Consider the following 14,709-nt stretch of genomic DNA (forward strand, 5'->3'; position numbering starts at 1 on the left):
CCTACAGCATGCCGTGCACCTGCGCGGTAATGGCGTAGGAATGCAGGCGCGCCTGGTGATCGAAGATTTGCGATGTCACCATCAATTCGTCGGCACCGGTGCGGGCGATAAACGCATCCATGGCGCGCTTGACGGTGATGGGCGAACCGATGGCCGAGCAGGACAGCACCGACTCGAGCATCGTCCGCGCATCGTCCGGCAGCCGCTCCAGATAGCCGGCCTCGGGCGGCTGCAATTTGCCGGGCCGGCCCGTGCGCAGGTTGACAAAGGCTTGTTGCATCGAGCTTGCCAGCAGGTGCGCGCCAGCGTCGGTGTCGGCGGCGAACACATTAAATCCCAGCATCACATACGGCTTGTCGAGCTGGGCCGATGGCTTGAAGTTGCTGCGGTAGATGTCGATTGCCTGCATCATTTGCTGGGGTGCAAAGTGCGAGGCAAAGGCATATGGCAGCCCCAGGTGGGCAGCGAGCTGCGCGCCGTAGGTCGACGACCCCAGTATCCACAGCGGTACTTGCAGCCCCGTGCCGGGCACCGCGCGCACGCGCTGCTGCGGCGCCGCCGACAGATAATCCTGCAGCTCGAGCACGTCTTGCGGGAACTCGTCGGCATCGGCCGCCAGGTTGCGTCGCAGCGCGCGCGCCGTCAACTGATCGGAGCCGGGCGCGCGGCCCAGGCCCAGATCGATGCGGCCCGGATACAGCGAGGCCAGGGTGCCGAACTGCTCGGCAATCACCAGCGGCGCGTGATTGGGCAACATGATACCGCCGGCGCCGACGCGGATGCGGCTGGTGCCGGCGGCCACATAGCCGATCATCACCGCAGTAGCAGCACTGGCGATGCCTGGCATGCCATGGTGTTCGGCCAGCCAGAAACGCTGGAAGTTGAGGCGCTCGGCATGGCGCGCGAGGTCGCGGCTGTTATGTAAAGCCTGCGCCGCGTCGTTGCCTTCGGCGATGGGTGCCAGATCAAGCACGGACAAGGGAATCATGGGAACTCACGGTGGGATAGAAGATCGCCCATTTTATGCCCGCAGAAAAAATCGTGCCGGCCGCGGCCGCTGTCGCGAACGCGGGCGATGGCCGGCGACCCTACAGCCGCATGGTGCCGTTTGCACTCATGCAACTTCTGCGTGAAAAGGCAAACGCCGCTACACTGAGTGGCTGGTAACAGCTGCGAGGAGGTTTTCCATGACACACCGTCGCGATTTTTTCAAACGTTCCGCCGTGTTCGCCACGGTACTGGGCGCCCCTGCGCTGGGCCTGGCCGCCACCGCGCCAGCCGTGCGCGAGCGCACCCTGCGTATGTACAACACCCACACGGGCGAATCGATCCGCAGCACCTACTGGGCCGATGGCCGCTTCGTGCCGGACGCCATCAGCGACATCAACAAATTGCTGCGCGACCATCGCAACAACAAGGTGGCCCCCATCGATCCCACGCTGTTGCTGCTGCTCGACCAGATCAGCACCGACGTCAAGGCCGGCAGCGTGCTGCACATTATTTCGGGCTACCGTTCGCCGGAAACCAATCAGCTGCTGGCCGACACCACCGATGGCGTCGCCCGCCACAGCCTGCACCTTGACGGCCGCGCCATCGATGTGCGCATGCCCGGTTCGCCGCTGAGCAAGCTGCGCAAGGCCGCCCTGCACGCTGGCGGCGGTGGCGTCGGCTATTACGCCGACTCGCAGTTTGTCCATCTGGACACGGGCCGGGTGCGCCACTGGTAAGCCGGTAATTCAGGGGTGCGGCGATCGACGGCCGATCGGCGTACCATCGGGGCATGTCAACATTATCTTATTGCCTTGCCGTGCTGCTCGCAGCGGCTGCCGGCGCCGCCAGCGCTCAGAGCGTGCAGCCGCAGTCGCAGCCTGCACCACCACCACCACCCCCACCAACAACAGCGAGCGGCCCCATCCAAAGCGTCAGCGTGTCAAGCACCCGCGATCCGGTCGACAAGTCTTACCGCCGCATGATCAAGGGCATGGACCGCTTCGAGCGCGAACACGCGCTGGCACCGCAAGCGACTCTGCGCTTTCGCCTGCTGCCGCGCCTGTCGACGGCAAAGATGAGCGGCATCAGCCTGCGCATTGCCGGCGACACCGTCACGGTGCCGGTGCCGGTGGCCGAGGACAATAGTTTTGTGCTGCCGCGGGTCGACGCCGCCCTGCGCGAAGACGCCGCCGTGCTGGCCAACCGCAAGACCAACAGCATGACCTGGCGCGTCTCGGTGCGCACGCCCGGCTTGCCCGACCATGTACGGCGGCTGGGCGACCTGCGCCTCGAATGCAAGGTGGGGATGGATGCCGGCCTGATCTCCAACAGCGCGCCGGTGTTCGGCTGGCTGTCGAACCTGCTCACTGACACCGACCAGGTGTGTTCCAGCCCTGACGGCAATTACCTGTTTTTCGCCGAGCAGCCCATCTATGGTGTCACCATGCGCGACGGTGCGCGCAGCATGGCGCTGCCTTTTAAGTTGCTGTACGCCGCCGGTGACCAGAGCGCCGAAACGCTGCCCTTTTGCGATTGCCAGGTGCTGCTCGAGCGCAGTTACTATGCGCCCATCTGGGATGCGCGCTGGCCCGACGACACCCTGGTCGAATTCGACTTTATCGATGGGAGCGCCCCATGAACGCCCTGCTGCACATGACCCGGCTGGCGCTCGCCGCACTGCTGGTGAGCGGCTTGCTGGTCGCCTGCGCCACCACCCCGGCGGCGCCACCCGGCACCGTGGTGACCGACGAACAGGCTGCGCAGGTGCAGCCGGGCAGCAGCCGCGCCGACCTGCTGGCCCGGCTCGGCCCCACCACCTCGATCCGCTTCACCAGCGGCGTCGAAGTGTGGCGCTACCTGCTGCCGCCGGCTGCAGCACAAGCGGGCGCTTACGGCGAATACGTGGTGGTGCTCGATGCACAGGGGCGGGTGATCAAGACCAGGCGGGCCGCTGTTGTCTACCAGATCTCAGCAAAAAATTAAGCGCCGCGTGCCGCATTCTTGCACGCCAATCGGGGCTAAACTAGCACGCTTGTACACCAACTGACGCCCGCGCTGCATGGGCGCCGTGTTCAATTTCAGCGAGCGTGATTTGCCCTTTTTTGTTCTACTCTGGGTATGCCAAGCCACACTGTGCAGTTTTACGAAGACGGGCAATCGCTGGTCACGACCATGGTCGCGGTCATCGGCCCCGCGCTCGCCAGCGGCGCCACTGCGGTCGCCGTGGCCTCGGCAGCGCACTTGCGCGCTGTCGAGGCGGTACTCAGTCGCCACGGCTTGCTCGACGCCCAGGCATTGGCCACCTCGGGCCACTACCACGCACTCGATACCGAACGGGTGCTGCCCCTGTTCATGATCGATGGCCTGCCCGACCGCCAGCGCTTCGAGCGCAGCGTGGGCGTGCTGCTGGCCGATGCAGCGGCCAAGGCCGGTGGCGATATGGTGGTGGTGGGCGAAGCGGGCGCGCTGATGCGCACCGGACAGACGCCAACGGGTCCGACGCTGACCGACCCTGCGGTGATGCTGGAACGGCTGTTTCTGGCGCAAATGGCAGTCACCCCCTTCACGCTGCGCTGCCTGTATCCGCTCGATGTGTTTCCGGCGGCCGATGACGGCGCCCTGTTCGAGCAACTGTGCGCCATGCACGATGGCGTCAATCCGGCCGCAAGCGTCAACCTCGATGGCGGGCGCGACACCCTGCAACGCAGCATCGCCATGCTGCAACAACAAGCGCACGCGCTGCGCCGCGAAGTGCACAAGCGCAAGGTGGTCGAAAAGGCGCTGCACGAAGTCAATATCGACACCTTGACGGGCCTGGCCAACCGCCACGTCTTCCATGACCGCCTGGAAATTGATATCAAGCGCGCCCTGCGCAGCGGCTTGCCGCTGGCCCTGCTGTTCATCGATCTGGACCACTTTAAGGAAATCAACGACACCCGTGGCCACGAAACGGGCGACGCGCTGCTCAAGGCGGTCGACCGGCGCCTGCAACGCCACGTGCGCGGCAGCGACACCGTGGCGCGGCTGGGCGGCGATGAATTTACCATCACCCTGGCCGAACTGCACGATCTCGACTCGGTGACCGACCTGGCGCAAAACCTGTGCGACGACCTGTCCCGCCCCTTCATGGTTGGCGACGAGCTCACGTATATCTCGGCCAGCATCGGCATCACCATTTTTCCGCGCGACGCCACCACCGTCGGCGAACTGCTGCGCAATGCCGACCAGGCCATGTACCGCTCGAAAGAACGGGGGCGCAACCGCTTCGCCTATTTTACAAGCAGCATGCAGGACGATGCGCAAAACCGCATGACGATCAGCAACGAGCTGCGCCGCGCGCTCGACGAGCAACAGCTCGAAGTGTTTTACCAGCCCATCGTCGATCTTAATAGTGGTCGCATCCGCAAGGCCGAAGCGCTGCTGCGCTGGATTCACCCGGAACGGGGCGAAATCAGCCCGCTCGAATTCATTCCCATCGCCGAGCACACCGGACTCATTACCACCATCGGCGACTGGGTCTTTCAGCACGCGCTGGTACAGGCGCGCCGCTGGCGCCAGTTCGATCCGGGGCTGACCATCAACGTCAACGTCTCGCCCGTGCAGTTTTACGAGGGCGACGGCCAGAACTGCCGCCGCTGGCTCAGTGAGACGGCATCGATGCCGGAACTGGGGCTGGAAATCACCGAGGGCCTGCTGCTGACCTCGGACAGCGAAGTGCTCAAGCAATTGCTGGCCTTCCAGCAGGCGGGCATCAAGATTTCGCTCGATGACTTCGGCACCGGCTATTCATCGCTATCGTATCTGCGCCGCTTCGCCCTCGATTTTTTAAAGATCGACAAGTCCTTCGTCTACAACCTCGAATTCGACGCCGCCAATGTCGCCCTGTGCGAAGCGATCATCGTCATGGCCCATAAACTGGGCTTGCGGGTGGTGGCCGAAGGGGTCGAAACGGAGCAGCAGGCCGAGCTGCTGCGCGAGGCTGGCTGCGACTTTGCGCAGGGCTTCCTGTTCGGCCACGCCATGCCGGCGCCGCAGTTCGAAGCGATGCTCACTGCGCACTGAGCGCGAGGAACGGCGTCGGCTAAAATACCGCATGACCAGACTCCGCCTCGCCTTCCCCGAAGACCAGTTTTATTACAGCACCGCCCTGACGGTGCGGGTCACCGACATCAACGGCGCCAACCACCTCGGCAACGATTCGATGATTTCCATGATCTCGGAAGCGCGCGCGCGTTTCCTGTTCGAATTCGGCGTGCCAGAAACGGCGCGCGACGGCAGCGGCATCATCGTCACCGACCTGGCCACCACCTACCGCGCCGAAGCGCATGCGCGCGACCAGCTGCTGTTCGAAGTGGGGGTGATGGATTTTAATAAATATGGCGGCGACATTACCTTCCGCATCACCCGCCCGCGCGACCAGACCCTGGTGGCGATGGCCAAATCCGGCTTCGTGTTCTATAACTACAAGCTCAGCCAGGTGGTCGACATGCCGCCCGAGTTTCGCGCCAAATTTACCCGGGTCAACTGGCTCGACTGAGTCCATCGACGCAGCGCCGCAAAATAGTCGGAACTTTTTGCGGCAATAACGGCAATACGTGCAAAGATCATGCCGATGCCGACCTCCCCCGCCCCCCACGCCGCCAGCGGCACCGACAGCGAACTGCTGCGCCGCATGCAGGCCGGCGACAGTGCCGCCTTCGATGCCCTCTACCGGCGCCACCAGGGCCCGCTGTTCCGCTTCTGCCTGATGCGCAGCGGCGCGCCGGGCACGGCCGCCGACGTGGTGCAGGAAACGTTTATCGGTTTACTGACGGGCGCCCTGCAATTTGATCCGCTGCGCGGCAGTCTGGCCAATTTCCTGTTCGGCGTCGGCCGCAATCTGCTGCTCAAACACCAGCGCGGCAACGGACCGGCGCCCTTCGCCAGCTTGCCGGACAGCGCCGAATTCGACGACGACATTGACGACACCATCTGCACCGCGCCCACGCCGCTGCAGCGGCTGCTGCTCGACGAACAGGCCGAGCAGGTCCGGCGCGCCCTGTCCAGCCTGCCACCGCATTACCGCGACGTCCTGATCCTCTACGAACTGCACGAGCGCTCCTACCTGGACATTGCCGCCATCTGCCAACTCGATATCGGCACCGTGCGCTCGCGCCTGTCGCGCGGCCGCGCCGCGCTGGCGCGCCGCCTGCAAGCGTGGCGCGCACCGCTGAGCACGGCCTGAACCGAGACCCCACCATGCCCCTCCTGCCGCCTCCCCCCTGCGTGCCGCCCGGCGCAATGCCAGCGCCAGCGCCAACGCCAGTGCCGCCACGCGATCCGCTGTTCGACCGCCTGCGCGCGCAACTGGCCGACCACGACACGCCGCCCGCCGTGCAGCGCCACTTGCAAGCGGCATTTGCCCGCCAGCACGCGCCGGGGCAGCCGCGGCGCTTGCTGCGCTGGTGGCAGCGGCTCGGCGCCAGCGGCTGGGCCCTGCTCGGCTGCGGCGCCAGCGGCGTACTGGCGCTGGCGCTGCTGCTGGTAGTCATGTTGCGTCCGCCATCGGCGCCTGACGCGGCCCTGAACGACGCCGGCGACGACAGTGGCAGCGCCTTCATCGCCCTCGATACACTCGAACGGATCGAAGACGATCCCGCTCCCACCCTGCTGACCACCCGCGTGCCGCGTGCCTCGCTCAGTGCACTGGGCGTGGCCGTCAGCCCCGACAACGCCGGCGACATGGTTGAGGCAGAAATGCTGGTCGGCGCTGATGGCAGCCCGCTGGCCTTGCGGCTGGCCCCCGAATAACTACTTGCCGTTTCGCGGTATCCGACACACCGTACTTTTTTATGAGGATTTGATGACCATGCCGACTTTCCCTTCCCGCGCCCTGCTGGGCTGTCTGGTTTTTGCAAGCGCGGTTGCAAGCGCCGCCGACGCCGCGCCCCAGGCCGAGCGCGCCTTTGGTGACGCCCCGCTGGCCATGGCCGCCGCCCACCGTGGCGGCGCCATGGTCAAACATTTGCCGTATAGCGCCGAGGTGATCAGCGAGCGCCAGCACAACCTCGCCGACGGCAACCAGATCGTCAACAAGCACAGCTCCATCAGCTACCGCGACAGCGCCGGCCGCACGCGCCAGGAAATGCGCGACGACAAGGGCGAATTGCGTGCGATCACCATCCACGACCCCGTCGCCGGTGCCAGTTATTTTCTCAATCCGCGCACCAAGGTGGCCACCCGCCTGGCACCACCCATGCGCTTGGGCGAGGCCGCGCGCGCACGCATGGAACAGTTGCGCAAGGACGGCAAATTGCCGCCGCCGCGCAATGACATTGTCATCCGCCGCGCCGACAGCGACGAAGCGGTACGGGTGACGGCCGACGGCAACGCAGCGCTGCGCATCGAGGCCGAGACCATCAGCATGCGCGCCGGGCGCCCCCGCGAGCTGCTGCTCGGGCCGCTGGCCGGCGCCTTCAGTGACATCAAATGGTCGCGCAACGCGGTCAGCCGCGAGCTGGGCGTGCGCGACATCGATGGCGTGCGCGCCGAAGGCAAGCTGCGCAGCTACGAAATTCCCGCTGGCGAACTGGGTAACCGCAACGCCATCGTCGTCAGCGACGAATCGTGGTTTGCAACGGAATTGCAGATCACCGTGCTGAGCAAGCACAGCGATCCCCGCTCAGGCGAACACACCTACCGGCTGACCGCCCTCAAGCGCGATGAGCCGGCCGCCAGCCTGTTCGTCGTGCCCGCCGATTACACGCTGCGCGAGATGGCGGCCGACGGCCACGGCCCTGAAAAACGGCCGGAAGCGCCGGCCCGCTGAGGCCCGCTGGTGGCGCGCGCCGGGCCCTCGTCCGTCAGGGTCTAGCCTTTGTGGCCGGGCGCGAATTTGTTTTGAAACCAGTCGTCAACCATGCGCTTTTCGTAGCGCAAGCTGTCGCCGTCCGAATAGCGGTTGATGCGCTCGAGGTAAGCCATGTCGCGCAGCTGTTCTTCGCCCGCCGCCATCTGCTGGCCATTGACCGACAGCCGGTAGCGCAACTGCATGTGCGGCCAGTCGGCGCCGCCGCGCATCACCCGCAAGTCCTGGCCGGCACGAAAATTTGGCACGATGCGGCCGGCCATGTCGAGATCGATGACCTCGATGGCCAGGTCCTGGCCGGGCGGCAGTAATTTGTTGAGCTGGACCATGTGTTCGCCCAGCTCTTTGAGCACCTGCGCGCGCTCGATTGGCGAAAATGGCAAGTCACGGAAACGCTCGGGCTGCACAAACGTCACCGTCACTGCCGCCATGGCCGGCATACATACGGCGCCCATGCTTAGCAGAACCGCAAGCGCGCTGCAGACCGCGTATGGTCGATGTTTCATGCTGCTCCCCTTCTTGCTGTGATGACAGCGAAATCGCATTCTGAACGCCAAATATACGCCGATTCGCCGGTCACCGTCAGGCCGCGCGCGTGTGAGTAGATGTCGCTAACACATGTTGCAGTCAAGTCACTTTTAATGGCATGGTTTGTTGTTAATGAGCATTTCTAGTACTACAATCATTTTGTAGCTTCCATTAGGCAATAATTTGCCCACGATTCACGAAATGTATCGGAATTGTTTATGTCTTTTTTGAGTTCCACCGTGCCCAAACCCGCTCCGTGGAAAATACTGCTGGTCGATGATGAGCCGGATATTCACGACATCACCAAGCTGACGCTGTCGCGCTTCCGCCTCGACGAGCGCGCCCTGACCTTCCTGCACGCCTACAGCGGCGCCGAAGCCAAGCAGATCCTGGAACGCGAGAGCGACATCGCGCTGGTGTTTCTCGACGTCGTCATGGAACGCGAAGACAGCGGCCTGGAAGTGGCACGCTGGATGAGAAAGGAACTGGACAACCAGTTCACCCGCATCGTGCTGCGCACCGGCCAGCCCGGCCAGGCCCCTGAAGAGCGCGTGATCGTCGATTACGACATCAACGACTACAAGGAAAAAACCGAGCTCGACCGCACCAAACTGTTTACCACCACCTTCGCTGCCCTGCGCGCTTACCGCGACATCATGAAGGTGGAAGAAGCGCGCCGCGCCCAGACCAGCTACCGCGAAGGCCTCGAACGGGTGATCGCGGCGTCTGCCCACATTTTCCAGCAGCGCAACCTGAAAGATTTTGCCAGCGGCTTGCTGCAGCAAGTGGTGGCCCTGTTGCGCCTCGAGCAAAGCATGCTGCTGCGGTTGTCGGGTGCCAGCGTCATTGCCGGCGAAGCGCAGTACGAAGTGCTGGCGCAGATCGGTGAGCTTGACAGCGACGTCATCACACCCGAACTGGTGGCCCAGCTCGACGACGCCCGCAGCAACCGCATCTCTCGCCTGCACGGCAACACCTATGTCGGCTATTTCCCGAATGCCAGCGGCAAGGCCTCGCTGCTGGTGCTCAAAGGCGTCGAGGAAATTTCCGAAATCGATACCCAGTTGCTGCACGTGTTTTGCTCGGGCGTGGCGATTGCCTTCGACAATATCCTGCTCAACCAGGAAATCACCGATACCCAGGCCGAACTGATCTTGCGGCTCGGTGACGTCGTCGAATCGCGCTCGCACGAAGCGGGCAACCACGTGCGCCGCATGGCCCAGGTGTGCCATTTGCTGGCGCAAGCGTCCGGCCTGCCGGAAGATGAAACGGCGGTGCTGATGCATGCCGCCCCCATGCACGACATCGGCAAGATCGCCACCCCCGATGCGGTGCTGCTCAAGCCCGGCAAGCTCACGCCCGAAGAATGGGAAATCATGAAGCAGCACCCCACCGTCGGCCTGTCGATCCTCGATGGCTCGACCCGCCCGATTTTAAAGGCGGCGGCGGTGATCGCGCACCAGCACCACGAAAAATACGACGGCAGCGGCTATCCGCAAGGTTTAAAGGGGGAACACATCCACCGCTACGCCCGTATCGTGGCGGTGGCCGATGTTTTCGATGCGCTCTCGCACAGCCGCTGTTACAAGGCGGCGTGGCCGATCAGCCAGGTTACCGACCATTTACGCGAAGTGGCCGGTCATCACCTCGATCCCTACTATGTCAAACTGCTGATCGAAAACATCGACAAGGCGCTCGACATCAACCGGCGCTGGCCGGACTGAGGTCCAGCCAGTACAACCCACGGGGGCCGGCAGCAACTGCCGGCCCCCGCCGCGTTTACCGAGCGCCGGTTCGTATCGGCCGCCGGTTGCGCGGAATGCGCAAGGCGTAGTGCAAGCCGGCGCCCGGCGTGCTGGTGGCGCGGATCGAGCCGCCCAGCGGTCCCGTGACCAGGTTGAACAGGATATGCGCGCCCAGGCCGCTGCCGCCGCTGCCGCGTCGGGTGGTAAAAAACGGATCGAACAGTTTTGACAGGGTATCGGCGTCCATGCCGGCGCCATCGTCGCTGTAACTGAACACCACGTGGTCGCCATCGAGCGCGGCGCTGATGACGATGGTACCGGCCTGCTCGTGGGTGTAGCCGTGCACCAGCGAGTTCATCAGCATGTTGGTGACGATCTGCGACACGGCGCCGGGAAAGCTTTCCATCACAATGTCCGGCTCGCACTGAACGGCCACCTTGACCGGCCGTCCCTTGAGCTTGGGCTGCAGCGACAGCAGCACTTCGTGGATATACGTGTTCAAGTTAAAACTGCGGATATCGTCCGACGACTGGTCGACCGCCACCTGCTTGAAACTGCGCACCAGCGCCGCCGCACGCTGGGTGTTGGTGGTCATGATGCGCAGCGACTGGTCGACGATGTCGAGGAACATCGCCAGGCTGTCGGCGGTCAGGCTATCGCTGGCGATTTCCTCGCGCGTGAGCTTGAGTTCCTGCACCAGGTGACTGGTGGCGGTCACGCAAATGCCCAGCGGCGTATTGATTTCGTGGGCGACGCCGGCCACCAGCCGGCCCAGCGATGCCAGTTTTTCCTGGCGCACCAGTTCGGACTGGGCTTCCTGCAGGGCGAGGTTGCGCTGCTCGAGCAGGGCGGTGCGCTCGAGCACGGCCTTTTCCAGCCGGTCCATGCTTTGCATCCCCTGCAGGGCAATCGAGACGTGACCGGCCAGCAAATTGAACAGCTTCTGGTCTTCCAGGCTATAGCGGTGCGCCGGCGAATAGCTCTGGATCACGATCGCGCCCAGCACCGCGTGTTGCGAATCGAACAGGGGGCAACCCATCCAGTGCTCGGCGACGCTGCCCAGGCCCCAGCCGACCCGCTCCGGGTGGGCCCGCACATCTTCCTCGGCCGCCATCACCAGCGCACGGCGATTCAGAATGACCCAGGCGGTGGGCGATTCGTTGGGCGAGGCCAGCGCCACCACTTCGTGCGGATCGGGGGTGGCGTCGATCTCGTCGACAAAATAGACAAAGCGCACGGTGTCCTGGCCATCATCGCCGCACAGCGCCACATAAAAATTGGCGGCATACATGACGCGGCCCAGCGCCTGGTGCACCGCGCCGATGAACTCAGTAACATCGCCGCCGGCAGTCGACATCTGCCCCAGTTCGAGCAACATCGCCTGAACGGTTTCCAGGCGGGCGAGTCGGCGTTCCATGGCATTCCTCAGTTAATGCAGTAGAGAAATATTAACAGTTTCCGTGCTTGTACTGTAGGCTGGGGAGAAATAATGTGGCGGGCAGTGATGCTGTGCGTTGATGCGTCCATCGGACAGGCACCCTGCGGCGCGCGCCGCAGGGTGCCTCTCCCCAGTGTGCTCCGACAAAGCGCACTACTGCCCTCACACCCCGCGCGGTGCCGGATACTCTGCCTCCACCCACTCGGTCGCCTTGGCCGGCGACAGCTTGTAATCAGCGCGCACGCGCACCTGCGCCAGCCGCTCGCCGGAGGTATCGAAGGCGCTCAGCAAGGCATACGGATGCTCGTCATCGGGCACGATGTCGAGGGTGATTTTCAATTCTTCGCCATTGGAAAACAGAATCACATGCTTGTGCAGTTGGGCATGCAACTGCTGCTCGTGGCGGCGCAGCACTTCGGAGGCCGTCTTGACCAGCGTATTGAACGCCGACATGTCGAGCGGCTTGGGGTTTTTCTTGTCGCGTCCCATGGTCCAGGGGCCGACCAGGGCCGGTTCCGGCTCGCCGTCCTTGATCATCGCCACGGCCCAGCCTTCATCCTCGTCGTTCTTGATCACCTTGGCGGTCCAGCCCATGCCTTTCCACAAGCGGGGTTCCTGCACGGGGGCGTCGTCGGCGTGGTCTTCGAGTGGTTCATCGATCATTGCGGTGCTGTGCTTTCGTCGGTCGGGGCGGGGCCGATAACAGGCATCGGCCAATCCGCGATTTTACCTAAATGGCGCGCAGTTGGTGGGCCGGCTTGGCCGCGCACGCCTGCAAGCGCTGACGCGGCCCCGGCAACGGCGCCACCGGCGGGCGCGGCGGTGCATGCAGGGGATCGATGGCCGGTGCCGGACTCTGGTAGCTAAACGGACTGATGATAATCGGCGGGATCGCCGGTGGCGCCGACGGCGGATTTTTCGGGCCGCAGCGGGCCTGCCACCGCTGCTCTGGCAGCAGGTCGTCGAATACATTGGATTGCTCGCGCATACAGCCTCCGTAGATGAGGACTAAGTATAGGAAAGCTGCGCGCTTTTACAAGCATGCAGATGGCCGCCACGCGAGGCCGACGCTGGTCGGCCGATTTGACAGGTTGGCCCCGCCATTCGTGCAGCCTGTCGCAATCGGCTGGGCGCCGCCGCCGCGCATGCCTACAGTAACAACATACCAACCCGCCACTGAGAGGCATCCCATGAAACGCATCGTCCCCATCGTCATCCTGTTGCTGTTCGCCGTGCTTGCCTGGAACATGGTGTCGCATGCCCACGGCATCGATCTCGACGTCGATGGTGACCACTTCGACGGCCCGCTGGGCGCCATCGTCGGTCTGCTGTGTGCCGGTGGTGGCCTGCTGCTGGGCGGCTTGAGCGTGCTGCTGGTGGGCGCCGTGCTGGCGCTGGTGTTTGCCGGTGTCGGCGTGCTGCTGATGGCGCTCATGATGCTGGTGGCGCTGGTGGTGGCGGCGGCGCTGATGCCGGTGCTGCTGCCGCTGCTGCTGCCGCTGGCCCTGCTCTGGTGGCTGCTCAGCCGGCGCAACAGCAAGCCGCTCGCTCGCTGAAGGTCGATGCCCTACAAGCCCTCGATCAGGCGCATCGCGAACACGATCGGTAAACCCGACGCAATCACCCGCCGCGCCGCCGCGCCGTGATCGTAGTCGATACGGTAGTACACCAGCGTGCGGCTGACGTCGTCATATATTGCGTAGCAGGCACTGCGATTGCCATCGCGCGGCTGGCCGACGGCGCCGGGGATGATCAGGTGCTGATGCTGCGGTAGCAGCGCGATTTTCACACCGGGACGCGGCACATGGCTGCCCATGGCGCCATCGTCGGCGCGGCGGTACAGCGCCGGCGTGTGCATGTGACCGCAAAATACCAGCCGGCTGCGGGTGGCGCGCAAGTGGCGCTCGGCGTCGTCGACGGTGTTGACGTATTCCCATTGGGCGGGATCGGCGGCCCCCGCATGAACGAACAGCATGTTGCCGCGCTGTTCGGTCAAAGGCAAGCCGGCCAGAAAGGCGCGCTGTTCGCTGCCGATCTGCTGGCGGGTCCAGGCGATCGCTTCACGCGCCTCGCCATGCATGAGCGGACCGGGACCGACATCGACCGCGCGGTCGTGGTTGCCCTGCACGACGATGGCGCCGCGCGCCGCGTGCGCCATGACGATATCGATGACGGCCGCCGGATCGCCGCCATAACCGACCAGGTCACCGGTGAAGGCATACTGGTCGGCACCCTGTTGTTGCGCATGCTGCAGGCAGGCCTGCAAGGCTTCGAGGTTGGCGTGGAGGTCGGTGAGGAGGGCGAAACGCATGGCAATGCAAAATACTTGAGGAAACATATTTTACCATGCGGCACTAAATTGACAGTCGAACTGACTAACTCTTAGTAATTACCTCTTTGCTCGCCGCCTGTTGCACATACTGCGCATAGCCACGCGCGCGCAGCGCGCAGGCCGGGCAACTGCCGCAGCCATAGCCCCAGTCGTGCAACTGGCCCCGTTCGCCCAGATAGCAGGTATGGCTGTGTTCGCGGATCAGGTCGACCAGCGCCACCCCGCCGCACTGCTCGGCCAGCTCCCAGGTCTGCTTTTTATCGAGCCACATGAGCGGCGTTTCCAGCCTGTTGCGGGTGGCCATGCCCAGGTTCAGGGCCACTTGCAGCGCCTTCATGCTGTCGTCGCGGCAATCGGGGTAGCCGGAAAAATCGGTCTCGCACATGCCGCCGACCAGCACCGTCAAGCCGCGCCGGTACGCGAGCGTGGCCGCCACCGTCATGAACAGCAGGTTGCGGCCAGGCACGAAGGTATTGGGCAAACCGTTTTCCTGCATGGCGATTTCGACATTGCTGGTGAGCGCCGTATCGGAAATCTGGCCGATGATGCCCAGGTCGATCATGTGGTCTGCGCCCAGCCGCGCATCCCACGCACCGTTGAGCGCGCGCACCCCGGCCAGCAAGGCCGGGCGCACCGTCAATTCGATGGCGTGGCGCTGGCCATAGTCAAAGCCGAGAGTTTCGACGTGACTGAAGCGCTCGAGCGCCCAGGCCAGGCAGGTGGTGGAATCCTGGCCGCCGCTAAACAGCACCAGCGCGCCGTCGTTCGCAAGATTGTTATTGATCATGACTAAATGTTTCCTCAAAACTTAGGCGTTCGCCATCCTTTT

17 protein-coding genes are annotated in these 14,709 nt (G+C 64.1%); 10 read left to right on the forward strand and 7 right to left on the reverse strand.

Features of this window, described 5'->3' with window-relative positions:
* Window position 1 precedes the first annotated feature (1 nt).
* Window positions 2-988 carry an LLM class flavin-dependent oxidoreductase gene (locus ACP7BZ_RS17320; protein WP_426115404.1) on the reverse strand — a complete coding sequence of 329 codons (987 nt, stop codon included), beginning with the start codon at window positions 986-988 and terminating at the stop codon, window positions 2-4.
* Between the two features lie 199 nt (window positions 989-1,187).
* Here ACP7BZ_RS17320 and ACP7BZ_RS17325 point away from each other — a divergent pair, with 199 nt between their 5' ends.
* The 8 genes from ACP7BZ_RS17325 to ACP7BZ_RS17360 all read left to right on the forward strand — a co-directional run bounded on the left by ACP7BZ_RS17325 (window position 1,188) and on the right by ACP7BZ_RS17360 (window position 7,798).
* On the forward strand, window positions 1,188-1,727 hold the full coding sequence (locus ACP7BZ_RS17325; protein ID WP_426115406.1) for a DUF882 domain-containing protein: 540 nt from the start codon (window positions 1,188-1,190) through the stop codon (window positions 1,725-1,727).
* 53 nt (window positions 1,728-1,780) lie between these two features.
* Window positions 1,781-2,629 carry a hypothetical protein gene (locus tag ACP7BZ_RS17330; protein ID WP_426115408.1) on the forward strand — a complete coding sequence of 283 codons (849 nt, stop codon included), beginning with the start codon at window positions 1,781-1,783 and terminating at the stop codon, window positions 2,627-2,629.
* Window positions 2,626-2,973, forward strand: a complete 348-nt coding sequence (bamE, locus tag ACP7BZ_RS17335; RefSeq protein ID WP_426115410.1) for an outer membrane protein assembly factor BamE domain-containing protein — start codon at window positions 2,626-2,628, stop codon at window positions 2,971-2,973. The genes ACP7BZ_RS17330 and bamE overlap by 4 nt, the downstream gene beginning before the upstream one ends.
* A gap of 135 nt (window positions 2,974-3,108) precedes the next feature.
* Window positions 3,109-5,052: a putative bifunctional diguanylate cyclase/phosphodiesterase gene (locus tag ACP7BZ_RS17340; protein WP_426115413.1), complete on the forward strand. Its 1,944-nt coding sequence runs from the start codon at window positions 3,109-3,111 to the stop codon at window positions 5,050-5,052.
* Between the two features lie 31 nt (window positions 5,053-5,083).
* Window positions 5,084-5,527, forward strand: coding sequence for a thioesterase family protein (locus ACP7BZ_RS17345; RefSeq protein WP_426115416.1), 444 nt, complete (start codon window positions 5,084-5,086; stop codon window positions 5,525-5,527).
* A gap of 75 nt (window positions 5,528-5,602) precedes the next feature.
* Window positions 5,603-6,214, forward strand: coding sequence for an RNA polymerase sigma factor (locus ACP7BZ_RS17350; protein ID WP_426115418.1), 612 nt, complete (start codon window positions 5,603-5,605; stop codon window positions 6,212-6,214).
* 14 nt (window positions 6,215-6,228) lie between these two features.
* Window positions 6,229-6,780 (forward strand): hypothetical protein, encoded by a 552-nt coding sequence (locus ACP7BZ_RS17355; RefSeq protein WP_426115420.1) that lies wholly within the window; start codon window positions 6,229-6,231, stop codon window positions 6,778-6,780.
* Window positions 6,781-6,832: 52 nt separating this feature from the next.
* Window positions 6,833-7,798, forward strand: a complete 966-nt coding sequence (locus ACP7BZ_RS17360; RefSeq protein ID WP_426115423.1) for a hypothetical protein — start codon at window positions 6,833-6,835, stop codon at window positions 7,796-7,798.
* A gap of 41 nt (window positions 7,799-7,839) precedes the next feature.
* Here the strand turns inward: ACP7BZ_RS17360 and ACP7BZ_RS17365 are convergent, their stop codons facing one another.
* Window positions 7,840-8,343, reverse strand: coding sequence for a DUF3016 domain-containing protein (locus ACP7BZ_RS17365; protein WP_426115425.1), 504 nt, complete (start codon window positions 8,341-8,343; stop codon window positions 7,840-7,842).
* 240 nt (window positions 8,344-8,583) lie between these two features.
* Between ACP7BZ_RS17365 and ACP7BZ_RS17370 the strand changes: the two genes are divergently transcribed.
* On the forward strand, window positions 8,584-10,089 hold the full coding sequence (locus ACP7BZ_RS17370; protein WP_426115427.1) for an HD domain-containing phosphohydrolase: 1,506 nt from the start codon (window positions 8,584-8,586) through the stop codon (window positions 10,087-10,089).
* Window positions 10,090-10,144: 55 nt separating this feature from the next.
* On the opposite strand, the gene ACP7BZ_RS17375 is transcribed toward ACP7BZ_RS17370, so the two are convergent.
* The 3 genes from ACP7BZ_RS17375 to ACP7BZ_RS17385 all read right to left on the reverse strand — a co-directional run bounded on the left by ACP7BZ_RS17375 (window position 10,145) and on the right by ACP7BZ_RS17385 (window position 12,536).
* Entirely contained in the window at window positions 10,145-11,527 is a 1,383-nt protein-coding gene (locus ACP7BZ_RS17375) for a GAF domain-containing sensor histidine kinase (RefSeq protein ID WP_426115429.1), read from the reverse strand.
* 183 nt (window positions 11,528-11,710) lie between these two features.
* The gene (locus tag ACP7BZ_RS17380) at window positions 11,711-12,211 is read right to left on the reverse strand and encodes a hypothetical protein (RefSeq protein ID WP_426115431.1); all 501 of its coding nucleotides are present in this window, start codon (window positions 12,209-12,211) and stop codon (window positions 11,711-11,713) included.
* A gap of 67 nt (window positions 12,212-12,278) precedes the next feature.
* The gene (locus tag ACP7BZ_RS17385) at window positions 12,279-12,536 is read right to left on the reverse strand and encodes a hypothetical protein (protein ID WP_426115434.1); all 258 of its coding nucleotides are present in this window, start codon (window positions 12,534-12,536) and stop codon (window positions 12,279-12,281) included.
* 202 nt (window positions 12,537-12,738) lie between these two features.
* On the opposite strand from ACP7BZ_RS17385, the gene ACP7BZ_RS17390 reads away from it, so the two are divergent.
* Window positions 12,739-13,104 carry a hypothetical protein gene (locus ACP7BZ_RS17390; protein WP_426115436.1) on the forward strand — a complete coding sequence of 122 codons (366 nt, stop codon included), beginning with the start codon at window positions 12,739-12,741 and terminating at the stop codon, window positions 13,102-13,104.
* An 11-nt stretch (window positions 13,105-13,115) separates the two neighbouring features.
* Here the strand turns inward: ACP7BZ_RS17390 and ACP7BZ_RS17395 are convergent, their stop codons facing one another.
* Window positions 13,116-13,859, reverse strand: coding sequence for a metallophosphoesterase family protein (locus ACP7BZ_RS17395; protein WP_426115439.1), 744 nt, complete (start codon window positions 13,857-13,859; stop codon window positions 13,116-13,118).
* 64 nt (window positions 13,860-13,923) lie between these two features.
* Window positions 13,924-14,667 carry a 7-cyano-7-deazaguanine synthase QueC gene (queC, locus tag ACP7BZ_RS17400; RefSeq protein ID WP_426115441.1) on the reverse strand — a complete coding sequence of 248 codons (744 nt, stop codon included), beginning with the start codon at window positions 14,665-14,667 and terminating at the stop codon, window positions 13,924-13,926.
* Window positions 14,668-14,709 lie beyond the last annotated feature (42 nt).

The organism is Massilia sp. PWRC2, from assembly GCF_049896725.1.
Taxonomy (GTDB): Bacteria; Pseudomonadota; Gammaproteobacteria; order Burkholderiales; family Burkholderiaceae_D; genus JAFCUW01.

Bases quoted from the DNA above. Each gene is read 5' to 3' on its own strand.
- ACP7BZ_RS17320 (WP_426115404.1), bottom strand. From the start codon at position 988: ATGATTCCCTTGTCCGTGCTTGATCTGGCACCCATCGCCGAAGGCAAC.
- ACP7BZ_RS17325 (WP_426115406.1), top strand. From the start codon at position 1,188: ATGACACACCGTCGCGATTTTTTCAAACGTTCCGCCGTGTTCGCCACG.
- ACP7BZ_RS17330 (WP_426115408.1), top strand. From the start codon at position 1,781: ATGTCAACATTATCTTATTGCCTTGCCGTGCTGCTCGCAGCGGCTGCC.
- bamE (WP_426115410.1), top strand. From the start codon at position 2,626: ATGAACGCCCTGCTGCACATGACCCGGCTGGCGCTCGCCGCACTGCTG.
- ACP7BZ_RS17340 (WP_426115413.1), top strand. From the start codon at position 3,109: ATGCCAAGCCACACTGTGCAGTTTTACGAAGACGGGCAATCGCTGGTC.
- ACP7BZ_RS17345 (WP_426115416.1), top strand. From the start codon at position 5,084: ATGACCAGACTCCGCCTCGCCTTCCCCGAAGACCAGTTTTATTACAGC.
- ACP7BZ_RS17350 (WP_426115418.1), top strand. From the start codon at position 5,603: ATGCCGACCTCCCCCGCCCCCCACGCCGCCAGCGGCACCGACAGCGAA.
- ACP7BZ_RS17355 (WP_426115420.1), top strand. From the start codon at position 6,229: ATGCCCCTCCTGCCGCCTCCCCCCTGCGTGCCGCCCGGCGCAATGCCA.
- ACP7BZ_RS17360 (WP_426115423.1), top strand. From the start codon at position 6,833: ATGACCATGCCGACTTTCCCTTCCCGCGCCCTGCTGGGCTGTCTGGTT.
- ACP7BZ_RS17365 (WP_426115425.1), bottom strand. From the start codon at position 8,343: ATGAAACATCGACCATACGCGGTCTGCAGCGCGCTTGCGGTTCTGCTA.
- ACP7BZ_RS17370 (WP_426115427.1), top strand. From the start codon at position 8,584: ATGTCTTTTTTGAGTTCCACCGTGCCCAAACCCGCTCCGTGGAAAATA.
- ACP7BZ_RS17375 (WP_426115429.1), bottom strand. From the start codon at position 11,527: ATGGAACGCCGACTCGCCCGCCTGGAAACCGTTCAGGCGATGTTGCTC.
- ACP7BZ_RS17380 (WP_426115431.1), bottom strand. From the start codon at position 12,211: ATGATCGATGAACCACTCGAAGACCACGCCGACGACGCCCCCGTGCAG.
- ACP7BZ_RS17385 (WP_426115434.1), bottom strand. From the start codon at position 12,536: ATGCGCGAGCAATCCAATGTATTCGACGACCTGCTGCCAGAGCAGCGG.
- ACP7BZ_RS17390 (WP_426115436.1), top strand. From the start codon at position 12,739: ATGAAACGCATCGTCCCCATCGTCATCCTGTTGCTGTTCGCCGTGCTT.
- ACP7BZ_RS17395 (WP_426115439.1), bottom strand. From the start codon at position 13,859: ATGCGTTTCGCCCTCCTCACCGACCTCCACGCCAACCTCGAAGCCTTG.
- queC (WP_426115441.1), bottom strand. From the start codon at position 14,667: ATGATCAATAACAATCTTGCGAACGACGGCGCGCTGGTGCTGTTTAGC.